The 12,466-nt window shown below is 53.7% G+C and carries 11 protein-coding genes; 4 read left to right on the forward strand and 7 right to left on the reverse strand.

Annotated elements, in window-relative coordinates:
* Positions 1–387: 387 nt before the first annotated feature.
* The 5 genes from yidC to rpmH all read right to left on the reverse strand — a co-directional run bounded on the left by yidC (position 388) and on the right by rpmH (position 3,875).
* Positions 388–2,157, reverse strand: coding sequence for a membrane protein insertase YidC (gene yidC, locus H6507_09400; GenBank protein ID MCB9369308.1), 1,770 nt, complete (start codon positions 2,155–2,157; stop codon positions 388–390).
* Positions 2,158–2,204: 47 nt separating this feature from the next.
* Complete coding sequence (locus H6507_09405; GenBank protein MCB9369309.1) at positions 2,205–3,119, reverse strand: mechanosensitive ion channel; 915 nt, start codon at positions 3,117–3,119, stop codon at positions 2,205–2,207.
* On the reverse strand, positions 3,116–3,358 hold the full coding sequence (gene yidD / locus H6507_09410) for a membrane protein insertion efficiency factor YidD (protein ID MCB9369310.1): 243 nt from the start codon (positions 3,356–3,358) through the stop codon (positions 3,116–3,118). The genes H6507_09405 and yidD overlap by 4 nt, the downstream gene beginning before the upstream one ends.
* A 49-nt stretch (positions 3,359–3,407) precedes the next feature.
* Entirely contained in the window at positions 3,408–3,629 is a 222-nt protein-coding gene (locus H6507_09415) for a ribonuclease P protein component (protein MCB9369311.1), read from the reverse strand.
* Positions 3,630–3,725: 96 nt separating this feature from the next.
* Positions 3,726–3,875 (reverse strand): 50S ribosomal protein L34, encoded by a 150-nt coding sequence (gene rpmH, locus H6507_09420; protein MCB9369312.1) that lies wholly within the window; start codon positions 3,873–3,875, stop codon positions 3,726–3,728.
* 630 nt (positions 3,876–4,505) lie between these two features.
* On the opposite strand from rpmH, the gene dnaA reads away from it, so the two are divergent.
* The gene (gene dnaA / locus H6507_09425; GenBank protein MCB9369313.1) at positions 4,506–5,888 is read left to right on the forward strand and encodes a chromosomal replication initiator protein DnaA; all 1,383 of its coding nucleotides are present in this window, start codon (positions 4,506–4,508) and stop codon (positions 5,886–5,888) included.
* A 241-nt stretch (positions 5,889–6,129) separates the two neighbouring features.
* A complete protein-coding gene (gene dnaN / locus H6507_09430) occupies positions 6,130–7,245 on the forward strand; it encodes a DNA polymerase III subunit beta (protein MCB9369314.1) in 1,116 nt (371 codons plus the stop codon).
* Positions 7,246–7,323: 78 nt separating this feature from the next.
* On the opposite strand, the gene H6507_09435 is transcribed toward dnaN, so the two are convergent.
* Together H6507_09435 and H6507_09440 are read right to left on the reverse strand one after the other, a co-directional pair.
* Positions 7,324–9,600 (reverse strand): TonB-dependent receptor, encoded by a 2,277-nt coding sequence (locus H6507_09435; protein ID MCB9369315.1) that lies wholly within the window; start codon positions 9,598–9,600, stop codon positions 7,324–7,326.
* A 65-nt stretch (positions 9,601–9,665) separates the two neighbouring features.
* The gene (locus tag H6507_09440) at positions 9,666–10,172 is read right to left on the reverse strand and encodes a MarR family transcriptional regulator (protein ID MCB9369316.1); all 507 of its coding nucleotides are present in this window, start codon (positions 10,170–10,172) and stop codon (positions 9,666–9,668) included.
* Positions 10,173–10,271: 99 nt separating this feature from the next.
* On the opposite strand from H6507_09440, the gene H6507_09445 reads away from it, so the two are divergent.
* Positions 10,272–10,553 carry a DUF721 domain-containing protein gene (locus H6507_09445; GenBank protein MCB9369317.1) on the forward strand — a complete coding sequence of 94 codons (282 nt, stop codon included), beginning with the start codon at positions 10,272–10,274 and terminating at the stop codon, positions 10,551–10,553.
* A gap of 157 nt (positions 10,554–10,710) precedes the next feature.
* On the forward strand, positions 10,711–12,465 hold the full coding sequence (locus H6507_09450; protein ID MCB9369318.1) for a T9SS type A sorting domain-containing protein: 1,755 nt from the start codon (positions 10,711–10,713) through the stop codon (positions 12,463–12,465).
* Position 12,466 lies beyond the last annotated feature (1 nt).

Below are 12,466 nucleotides of genomic sequence, written 5' to 3' on the forward strand. Positions count from 1 at the left end.
TACTTTTTCCGGTTTCCTGTGAGTGTTTTCGGAGAGGTCCTTCACTACGTTCAGGATGACAATGCGTCTTGGGTTCTCGGTAGCGGGGCGGGTAAAGTCACCCGCCGCCGCGTCCTAAATTGTATTGCGGGAACTCTTCTAACATTCCTCGCGTGTAATACTTGAAACGCCAGGCACACAGGCCGCTTCGCTTTTGCGGACATGGCCGAGCCGATGGGCACACCAAATGTCTGGCGAATTCTTTTGCGGCGCTTCCGGCGGGGAGCGCCGTTTTTTTGTTTGCCGTTGCGGGTCTCGAGACCCACAACGGCGACGTAGGATGACGACCGTCTTACGTTCTCGGTGGCGGGGCAGGTGAAGACACCTGCCGCCGCGACAACATTGGTTTTATTTCTTGCCTTTTTTCTTCGGCTTGTCTTCTACTACTACCGCTTCGGGAACGGGGACGGGGAGCTTGATTAGTCTTTGCTCGACTATTGCCCAGAGGTTGAAGAGGGTGTAGTATAATGTTAAGCCGCTGGGGAAGTTGTTGAAGAGTAATACCATCATCACGGGCATGATGTAGATCATCGCCTTTTGATTCGGGTCGGTCATCGTGGCCTTCGACATGAAGAACTGCGAGACGCCCATGACGATCGGCAGCAAGCCCAAGCTCGAGCCATAGAGCGGAATCGAAAACGGCAAATGCATAATCGCGTCCGGTTGGCTCAGGTCGGAGATCCACCCAAAGAACGGAGCTTGGCGGAATTCTATCGTGCTGCGGAAGACGATGAAGAGTCCGTAGAGAATCGGCATCTGAAACAACATCGGAATGCAGCCCGCCGCTGGATTGACGCCGCGCTCTTTGTAGAGCGCCATCATCGCACCGTTTAGCGCCTGCGGATTCTTCGCGTGTTTTTCTTTCAGCGCCTCAAGCTCGGGTTTCAGCGCGGCCATCTTCTTCATCGCAATCTGCGATTTTCTCGTCAACGGCCAAAGCACGACCTTGACAATCAGCGAGAAGAGAATGATGACGAAGCCGTAGTTGTGGATGAACTTCCCGAAAAACTTCAGGAGCCACAACACCGTCAACGAGAACGGCTTGACAATCGCCCAACCCCAGTTCATCGTATTTTCCAAGCCAACGCCGAAGACTTCAAGATTCTCTTTCTTGATCGGTCCCCAATAGACATGCACGCGGCTGTCGACGCGCGAACCTTCCCACGGCATGCGCAGCGTCGTGTAGTAGTGCTGCGGTATGCTCGTGTCTTTGGGATTGCGCGTGTAACCGTGCATGTCGGCTCCCGCGGCAGGACTTTGCGGAATCATCGCGGCGATGAAATATTTTGAGCGCGTCGCAACGAATTCCGTGCGGCCCGTGGCCGAAAATTCGACCTTTTCGTCACTTCCGAGTTTTTCATCCTCGAGCTCTTCGCCAACCTGCGCGTAGGCTCCGCCGAAATCATGATCGGAGCGCGGATCCGGTTCCGTGCTGGGAACGCCGCCTTGCCACGTCAACTTATACTCGCGCGTATCGGGTGTCTCGAATCCTGAGCACGCGAAGCTCAAATCAAAGCCATATTTCTCTGCGTCTACGACATAATAGATGGTTATGCGTTGGCCGGAAGGCGACGTGTAGTTCAGCTCGAGACTGTCGCGGCCGCTGGGAACAAACAGGCGCGGTGTGCTCGGATTGAAGTGCAGATTGCGCAAGCTCGACACGTTGCGCGGGCCGAGATCGACATCCCAAGAACCGATAGCAGAATCTTTGGGGGTCGCCATCGCATGCAGATTGACCGGCGGACCGCTCTTCAGTTTGTAGTCTTCGAGCACATAACTCGTCGGGCGGCCGTCGCTGCCGATCGACATTTTGTAGAGCGGCGTCTCGATTTCTACGAGTTCGGGAGTGTAGGGCTCGGCGGGAAGGGAGTCGATGGACGGGGCATCCGCAGCGGATGCCGCCGCGAGTGACGTGTCGGCGGGAAACTCTTTTTGCGCCGTTTGCGTCGAGATCATCTCTTCGTCACCGATATCTTCCGATGGTCTCGGCTTGGTGACTTGTTCAACGACGGTTTCTTCCGGCGGGGCGGGCGGGGAAATCAGCTTATAATAGTAGGGTAGGCCGAGTAGAATCAGGCCAACCAGAACCAAGGCGATGAGGGTATTGCGATCGAACACGTGTACGGTGTCTCCGGTGACTTTGGGATATTGCGGATTGGGTAGGGCTACTGCGCGCGCGCGCCGGGCTTGCCTTCGCCGCGGTTATCGTAGTAGCGAGTGGTGGGGTAGGCGAAATCTATGTTGTCGTGTTTGGCGAATTCGATGAGTACGTCTTCCCAGATGGCTTCTTCGGACATGCGCCGCTCGTGGGGTGTGCAAAGATAGCGAATGGTCAAGAGGACGCCGCTGTCTTCGACTTTGGTGTAAACGCGCGGTTGAGCGTCCGCGACACTGATAAGGTATTTATCGGCGGCATCGCGAAAGGCTTGACGCGCGCTTTCCGCTTTGTCGGCTCCGTGCTTGCGGCAGAGCAGCTCGAGAATCTCTTTGGCCTTGCGCCAATCACTTTCAAAGGTAACGAGAATTGCGATTTCGTTCCAGATGTAATTAAACGCGCCGGTGTAGATGCTTTGCGCATCGGTAAAGATTTTGCCGTTGGGAATGTGCACGACTCGGCCCGTGTGTTGGTCGGCGGCGACCCAGTTGCCGATCTCCAGAAGCGAAAACTGAAACAGCCGCATATCGATCACGTCCCCCGACACTTCGCCGATTTGCATGCGATCACCAATCGTGAACGGTTTGCGCCAAATGATGAACATCCAACCCACGAAATTCACCAGCAGATCTTTCAGTGCGATGGCGAGGCCCGCGGTCAGAAGTCCCGCGAAGGTTGCCAGCGACTGGAATCCTTCGAACCAGATGCGACCGATTACCAGCACACCCAGCACAACCGCGCTATTTGTTACGATCTTCCGGCCTACATATATGTTGCGGGCGTCGCTCGACTGCCTGTGCAGAACCCGGACAATCAGCCAGCGCAGCACGATCAACCCGAGCAGGACGATGAGGGTCAAGATGATCTTGCTTTGCTCTTCCGGGGTGAGTCCGGTCAGGGTTGCTATGTGCTTTTCAGTGTTCACTTAGTAGCTGATATTGCTTCGTTTGTTTCTTTGTCTACCGGGTCGTAGCCGCCGGGATGCCACGGGCCGCATTTTACAACCCTTTTTAAAGAAAGCGCAAGTCCTTTTACAAATCCTTTTTTATTAAATGCTTCTATCGCATACTCCGAACAACTCGGAGTAAACCGGCAGCGGCCGCCCAAATGGGGGCCAAGCACGGCTTGGTAAGCACGAATAAATTGGATCAAAAGCCAGGACATCCGAAGGATGAAGGATAAAGGATGAAGGATGAACCAGAGTCGAGCAAGATCAGGGAAGCGAGTTAAGAAGAGCGGACAGTCTCTTTTCAAAGGACGGCCAGTCTTCCACTTTGGATCTGAACAGGCAGAAAATGTGGCCGTCTTGGGGCCAGAGCGACTTGTTTAAGCGATAGAATTCTTTGAGTTTGCGGCGGTGGTAGTTGCGAACTACGGCAGATCCGACTTTTCTGGTGGCAGCACAGGCGAACTTCCGCCCGGGCTGCCCGGGCAAAAAAAAAGAACCAGCTCCGGAAGCGTCCGTCGCTGGCCCAATTTACGTACCCGTTCCAGCTCCGAACGGCCCGACAGGCGCTCGGATGGTCGGAACTTAGTGTCGCTCATCCGAGACCGTCAAGCGCTTGCGGCCTTTGGCGCGGCGACGCGCCAAAACTGCGCGCCCATTCTTGGTCGACATCCGTTCGCGAAACCCATGACGGTTGCGACGACGACGGCGAGAAGGTTGGTAAGTTCTTTTCATTGCTCAATCTATGGTGATGTTTGTTCAATTTTTTTCGATTGCAGGCGAACCTGAAAAATACTCAAATCACCCGACTTAGGCAACTGCTTGTTGCGCAGTCTTTGTTTTTTGTTGATTGTTAAGTGATAATATTTACAAGCTCTTATTTATTTTCTGGAGATAGGCTGTTCCTTGTTAAGAGGCGAGAACGAGGGGCTTGCGTGATTTGCCCTTTGGGACAGTGTTGAGTTCATTGAGTTTCTACCAAGGCCTGCATGCAGGCGGGTCGGCAGATGTTTCCTGAATTTTTTGACCATACTTTTAGGGGAAAGAATGACCCTATTGGCGAGTTGAAGATGATATAACCTCGTTGCGAACAGGTGCCTCTCTGGAATGTGGATGGTGTTCCACATCAGAGCACGAATTAACAACTCTCTAACGAATGTAAGTGCGAGTAAAAAGAGGAGTTATTCTCGTTGACAATCCCTGTGGATGTGTTATATTATGAGCCCGCGCGTTGATATGCTCGCTCTAAGGGCTCTCATTACGCGGAGTTACCCTCCTGCCTCTCACTCAATTTATCATATCAATTTTCTCACGCCTATGGCTTCTGTTGCAACGCCGCCAGCCCTCGAATTATGGACTTCGATCATGTCGGCAGTGGCACCCTCGGTCTCCGAGACTACATTTAGCTCATGGATTGAGACCCTAAAGCCAGAAAAACTCGAAGATCGAGTGCTCACTCTTCTGGCTCCCTCTAAGTTCCATCGTGAATTCGTAGAAGAACATTTCGTTCCCGGACTTGAAGCCGTGGCACGCGAGAACACGGGTGAATCCGTGCGCGTCCGCATTCGAGTACAAGGAAACGGGGAAATTCCGCGACAACGTAATTTACCGTTTGCTCCTTCCGCGCAAATTCGGCCGGAAGTCTCGAATGGAACAGGGGATCTTGCTCCAAGTGTTTCAGATGCGGCGGCTGAATCTAACTTAAGCCCGCGGTATCGCTTTGAGAATTTCGTCGAAGGTGATTGCAATAGCTTTGCACGTGCCGCTTGCTTAGCAATTTCCGACTTGTCGCGTCCTACTCTATGGAATCCGCTTTTGATTTATGGCGGTACTGGTCTCGGCAAAACACATCTTCTGCAAGCGATTGGCAACCGCGTGTTGTCCGTGCGCCGCAACGACGGCATTCGAGTTAGATACGTCTCATCCGAGCGCTTCACGCAGGATTTTATTCAATCTGTGAGGTCACAGCAAGGCTCCGATTTTTCGGAGAAGTACAGGAATGTCGATCTGCTCTTGGTGGATGATATTCAGTTCTTCGCCACGAAGGAACGGACGCAGACGGAATTTTTCCATGCCTTTAATGCGCTGCACCAAAGTGGACGCCGAATCGTAATGACGTCGGACCGCCCGGTGCATGAATTGGCTGGATTTGACGAACGCTTGATTTCGCGGTTTGATTCGGGACTCGTCACGAACGTAAATCCGCCGACTTACGAGACGCGCTTGGCAATCTTACAAGATCGCGCAAAGTTCGAACATTTCCCACTGCCGTTTGACGTCGCGGACTTGCTTTCTACACATATTACCAGTAACGTTAGGGAGCTTGAAGGAGCTTTTGCGGCGCTCGTCGCACACTGCCAATTTGGCCGGGTGCCGGCCACGCTTGAACTTGCGCAACGGGTGATCCAGGAGAAGACCGGCAAGCGGACGGGACGGCCTCCCGTAGAGTTGATTCAGCAGACTGTCGCGGATTATTTCCGAATCAGTCAGGATGCTCTGCGGGGAAAAACGCGCAAAAAGGAAATTGCTTACGCGCGAATGATTGCAATGTATTTAATGACGGAATTGACGGAGCATTCTCTGAAAACAATCGGCGGATTTTTCGGAGGACGCGATCATTCTACCGTTATTCATGCGCGCGATACGATTGCTGAGCTGCGCAAGACGGATGAAGTACAAACTGTCTGTGCATTAGGTGACTTGGAGCGGCGGTTGTCGCTTGGAGCGCCCGTGCGGACAAGTATGTGAATTGATGTTGGCAACCGCGAGAATTATGAACTCGCGGAGTGAATGAACGGGGATAGTTTGCGGTGCGCGGGGAAATACGTCGGGCGAGGGGACAAGTAACACGAGCCATGAACTCGGTTATGCAGGAGACAGAGTTTCTAATTACCAAGGAATAAGATCATCTGTCCACGAATCCACAGGCTCTGTTACGACAACTGTCTTTTTTATTCTCTCTTCTCTCTTTAAGACTCAGAAACCTTACATGAAATTTTCCGCACCACAAAGCAGTTTGGCTGCAGCGCTTGCTCCGCTGTCCACGGTTGTCCCGCAAAAGAGTCCAATGCCGGTTTTGTCGCATTTTTTGGCAGAGCTTAGCGGCAACAAGTTAGTCTTGACCGGATCCGACATCGAAGTGACGATGCAGACGGTTCTCGAAGTTCAGGGACAAAAAGATGGACGAACTCTTCTGCCGTCGCGGAAATTTTTGGAACTGATGCGTGGACTGCCTGACGTAAACGTGTCGATCGAAGCGAGCAAAGAGCACCGCATCACGATTACGGATACCGAAGGCAAGAAATATCAATGTTCGGCGGAATCGGTGGACGTATATCCGCAGGTGCCGCAGCTTTCGGAAACGTCGACTTTCAAACTGCCGAGACAAAAACTGCGTCGCATGATCTCGAAAGTTTTGTTTGCTGTGTCGCGCGATGAATTGCGTCCGCAGTTGACAGGTGTGTTTTTGGAACTCTCGAAGGAGCATTTTCGTTTGGTGTCGACGGACGGACACCGTTTGGTGCGTATCGGTGCGCCGTCGGACGGCTACAAGGGCGAGACTCAGACCGCGATCGTGCCGTCAAAAGCGATGGCCGCGGTGCAAAGAATCGCTGAAGGCGACGGGGAAATTGAGATCGGATTTGCAGGTTCGCAGCTTGGATTTCGCGCGGGCAACACGACGCTGATTACGCGCTTGATCGAAGGCCGCTATCCGAACTACGACGCCGTGATTCCGTCTGAGAACAAGCAAGTTTTGACGGTCGGACTTGACGCGCTGTTTTCCGCGGTGCGACGCGCAAATATTTTCTCGAATGAAATTTCGCGGCAGATTCGCGTGCATTTGGACAAACAACAACTGCAAATCCGCGTGGAAGACATCGAACAAGGCAACGAAGGTTCGGAGAGTGTGCCGTGCGAGTTCACGGGCGAGCCGATGGACATCGGCTACAACGCGACGTACGTGCAGGATATGCTGCGGCAGATCGACACGCCGGACGTGCGCTTTGAATTGGGATCATCCACTTCGGCAGGTATTGTAAAGCCAACCGAGCAAGAGGAACATGAAGACCTGCTGATGCTGATCATGCCGGTCCGGCTGAACTGAGCCGCGGCAGAGACTCGTTCGAGAACATTAGTGGGCTAATAGCAACCCCCGGCGTGCGGCGCCGGGGGTTGTGTTTTGTTAGAATTCGAACTCTGCGCCTATGATCGGCAGCGTGCCCCATTGTTTGTAGGTGTCGGGTTTGTTCTGGACTTGATTCCAGTAGTAGCTGGCGATGTTGTCGCGGCCGTAGAGGTTTTGGATGCTCAGGTAGATGATCCAGTTTGAGTTTGCGAGATTGAAACGGCGGTCGACGCGGACGTCCAGCGTGTGATAGTCGGGCAGACGTTCCTCGTTGATGCGTGAGTTGTCGAAGATGCCGCGATTCTCTGCTGTGGATTGCGCAAGATCAAACTGTGTGTAAGGTGCGCCGCCGGCGAAAACCCAACGCATGGACAGTTCCCATTTGGGCGAGGGTTTGTAGCCGCCGGTGACGGTGAAGAGATATCGATTGTCGTAGATGCGGTCGCGCCAAATGCCGGTGTAGTCGCGGTAGCGTGAACGGAAATACGACCCGCTGATTGAGCCGTAGAGATTTTCCACGAGCTTCTTTTGCAGCATGACTTCGACGCCGGAGGAGCGCGCTTTACCGACGTCGCGCAAAGATTCATGCGCGGTGTAACCATCTTGATCGTTGGTTTGATCGATGACTGAGAGTTCGGGCTGCGCGGGATCGAGCGGAAGATACTCGTATTCTTTAACGTAGCCTTCGACCGTTAGACGCGTGTCTTCCGACAGCAATTGACTTAAACCCACGACGTAGTGAACGGCTTGCGGATCCGCGAGATTCTTGAAGGCGGAGTTTTGCGACAACAAAACAAGCGGCAGGGTCTGCGAGTACAGGCCGGTTGATGCCGTGAACGATGTTGCTCGCGAGGCTTGGTAGTTCAGTTGCAAACGCGGAGAGAGCGTTGAATTCGAGGTGTAGTCTGAATAGTCGGCCCGGAGTCCGGGGGATGCGATGAACTTGTCCGTGACGTTCAGATGAATTGTCGCAAAGGCTCCGGCTTTAGCCGCCGTGTTGTTATCGTCTATATTCAGCTCGGGAGTCGTGTTGCCGTATGAGTCCGTGGTTTCGAAGAAAGTGCGATCGTACGCATAAGGAAGAGCTTCCGCGTCGGCGCCGAACGACAGGTTGTGTCGACCCAGTCTTAGAAAGTTTTCGTTATGGACGCGGAAGGTGTTTTCATCGGACTCGTTGCGCGACAGTCTGTTTTCCGTGACGGCTTCGCTCCAGTCGCTGGTCCAACTCGAATAGGTGTGCGCAAGACTCGTAACGGAATAGCCGCGATTGTTCCATAGATAGCGCCAGCTTGCGCCGAACGTGTTGACACGCCAGTCGGCGGTGCCGAAGACATTCTCTTCGTTGTCGAGAGCGGATTTGCGCGCGATGTGGCTGTGATCGACGCCGAGCAAGTCGATAAAGGTGAGTTTGCTTTTGGAGGATGCATCAAGCGAGACCTTGGCCAAGACATCTGAGTACCACGGTATCGCACTTGCTTCGACGTCGAACGCATCAATGATGAAATCGAAGTAGCTGCGATTGGCAGAGACGAGCCACGAGCCGTTGTGGTTAGCGAGCGGACCTTCGAGCACACCGCCCGCGCTTAAGAAACTTGCGTTGGCTTGTACTTGGAATCTTTCGCGGTTGCCGTCGCGCAAACTCAGGTCCATATAAGAGGAGAGTTTGTCGCCATAGCGCGCGCCGAAGCCGCCCGCTTGAAACGTGACGTCTTCGATTAGATTCACGTTGACCATGCCGAGTGCGCCGCTGGCCGCGCCTTGCAAAGGAAAGTGGTTGATGTTGGGGACTTCGACGCCGTCGATGACGTAACCGTTTTCGGCGGGACTGCCGCCGCGCACGACTAAGCTGTTGCGCGTATCGTTGACTTTGGCGACACTGGGAAGCTGCATGATGATGCGGCTGACGTCACCTACCGCTCCGGGTGCGCGGCGTATTTCTTCGTATGAGAGTTCGACCGTGCCGACGGGTTCGTCGGTGGTCTGTTTGAAGAAGGTCGGGCGAATCGTGACTTCATCGGTGTTGACGGCGAGGACGTTCAGCTCAATCGTTACGGTCGTGGCGCGGCCGGAGCGAATGACGACGTCGGTTTGCGCGAAGGGTTCGTAGCCGATAGCCGAAACTTGGACAACATAGGCACCAACGGGGATGTTCTGGATTTCGAAACGACCCTCCAAGTCTGCTGCCGCCCCAAGCGTGGTATTGCGGAGCATGACGGCTGCGCCGATGACAGGGTCCAAAGTTTCAGCATCACGAACTTGCCCGGAAAGTGACCCAACGGGTATTTCTGCGCGGGCAGCGAGGGTGCAGAGCAGGGCAATTAATGTGATTAACACGCAGGGTTTGAAACTCATAAATGTGAGCAATTAAAAAGAGTTGACTGCGGTAAGTGGAAAGCGTATTATGAATGTTGGCGAGGATCGCGCATTTCGATTCCGAGGACTTTGGCCGCATCGAAACAGAATCTCCGCAGGGTGATGATTGCGCCGCGGAGTTCCTCGTCCGGGTAGTCGCGGCAGATCTCCTGCATAGTTCTGACATACAGTTCGTCGACCTTTGCCACGGTTTGCCGGCCCTCTTCCGTGATCTCTAAGAGAGTTGCACGGCGGTCACTGGGGGACGGAATCCGCCGTAGCAGGCTGCGGGACTCGAGCTGGTCGACCAATTGAGTCATGTTGGCGGCGCTGCGGACCATGAAAAGCGAGGATTTGACCTCGGAAATCGATGGCGGAACCGGGTAGAGACCGACTGTGGCCAGAACGACATACTGTGGATGTGTCAGGCCATGTTGATTAAAAATCAAGACTTCGCCTGCGCGAACGGTCAGCTCGCCGACTGCAATCAGCAGGGACGGAAGTGCGACTGCCAATGCAGTGTGGTCGTACAGATCAGATTCAAAAGGGTTCATGGGGCCTCAGAATTATTTTACAAGAATATATTACACTTGTGAAATAAAAACAACTCAACACCAGAATCATCAAGCAACTGATATTTTTCTATTTGTCAGATGAAAAACACTCCAATAAACAAAGTTCTCGAGGCTTTACTGCGCGACAAGAAGTACCAAAAGGGGTTACGGTTGGCGCGGATTGAGGAGAGCTGGGTGGAAATTGTGGGGGAGCAGATTTCCAAGTACGCGCATGTGACCGGCTTGGAACGCGGGCGGCTCTTGATTCAGTGTGACCACGATGTGTGGCGGGCGACGCTGCACCACACGAAACCGGAGTTGTTGGGACGGATCGAGGAGGTGGTGGGCAAGGGGGTTGTGAAGGAGATATTTCTGAGTTAAGTCTGAAGCATGAAGTCGGAATAGGTTAGAGGTATGAGGTAAGAGGTGTGAACTCAGACGGGTTACCTCTTTACAAGATCATTCCAGAATGAAAAGTGGTTTGGGCTTGGCAGGAAATGCTGTAAAGACAACAAAACTGCAAACTGGAGACGGAACTATGAAGCTGGTTACTTTGCTTGGTTGTTTGGTTCTGCTGCTGGGAAATTGGGCGAAAGCAGACTCCACTTTTGTGTCGGGAGCGGTGTCGGGACTGTGGACCGCTGACGGGAGTCCTTACATCGTGCAAGGAGATTTGACTGTTCAGGAAAATGATACTTTGCAAATTAGCCCGGGCGTGCGGGTGTATTTTACAGGACCGTTTGTTTTGGACGTGGATTCATCGGCGGTGCTTTGGGCTCTTGGAGCGGAGGAGGACTCAATCGTCTTTACGGGTCCGACGGATTCCGATTCAACCCGCTGGGCCGGACTCTATGCGCGCTACACTTCCGACACACTCCGGTTCAGGTATTGTGTTTTCGAAAATGCCACGGGCAGAGTACAGCCCACTTCGTACTACTACGGCGCCGTCACGTCGGTTCACAATCAACTATTGATGGAACACTGCGCGATTCGAGGAAACTCGTCCGCCGGATCGTACGACGTACATGGCGCGGGGCTGCGCATCAACGATAGAGGTTCCGGTGACGGCAGCTACACGATCAACGATTGCATCTTCGAAAACAATTCCGGATTCCACGGCGGCGCGTTGGGTATCGAAGACGGCGAGGGCACCATCAGCCGCTGCATCTTTCGGAACAACTTTGCGCAATCGGGTGCGGCCGTCTATTCATTCATCTCCGCGTCGCACTATCGGGACTGTTCGTTCACCGGAAACGCCGCCCTCGCGCGGGGCGGAGCAATCTGGATCGAAGGAAACCATGGAGACATGGTCGATTGCGAGTTCACAGGCAACCACAGTGACGGAATCGGCGGAGCAGTTTGCGATACGTGGGGCGGCGGGACGACCGACCAACCCAAGTATGAAGGGTGCGAGTTCAGAAACAACAGCGCAGACTCGATTGGCGGCGCAGTGATCGTCGGCGGAAACTCAACGGTCAAGAAGTGCTTGTTCTTGGAGAACGATGCGCAAGACGGCGGCGGACTCTATTATGCGATCTATTCGCAGCCGCTAACCGTGACACAGTGCACATTCGCCGAAAACAGCGCAAGCGACGGATCAGCGGCGGTCTCCATGTCGAGCCAGCCCTACGGCAGCTTCTACATCGTGAATTCGGCTTTTGCAGATAACGAAGGCAACACCGTGATTCGCTATCCGGATTGCGCGGTGTCGCACTTTCGGAACAATTTGATTTGGGAAAATCAAACGGCCGCAATTTTTGAAGGGGATGCCTGTGCGGCAAAACACGTCGTTGACCAAGTCAACGCAAACGGCGATTCATGCGATCAGGATTTCAATCTGTATCTTGATCCGGTGTTCGTCGACGCGGAAAACGGAGACTTTCATTTGCTGCAAGGCTCACCGATGATTGACGCGGGGGTCACGGGCGACAACTTCGCGACGACAAACGATCCGGATTCTACGCTACCCGACATCGGCGTGTTCTATTTCAACCAGACGCCGAGCGCAAGCGACAAGCCCGCGGCGGCTCCCGGCGAACTTGCGCTTTTGCAAAACTATCCGAATCCTTTCAACGGCGAGACGACCATTGAGTTTGAGTTGCAAACGCCGGCGCACGCAACGCTCGAACTGTTCGATATCACCGGAAGGTGGGTGCGGACACTGTTTGACGGGAATACGCGGGGACGTCAATTCGTGCGCGTCGAAATGAACGACTTGGCGAGCGGGATATATATTTACAGACTGCGGACTCCGCGGCAACAACTTAGCAGCAAAATGCTTTTGATCAGATAAC

It is taken from the genome of Calditrichota bacterium (genome assembly GCA_020637445.1).
Lineage (GTDB): Bacteria > Electryoneota > RPQS01 > RPQS01 > RPQS01 > JABWCQ01.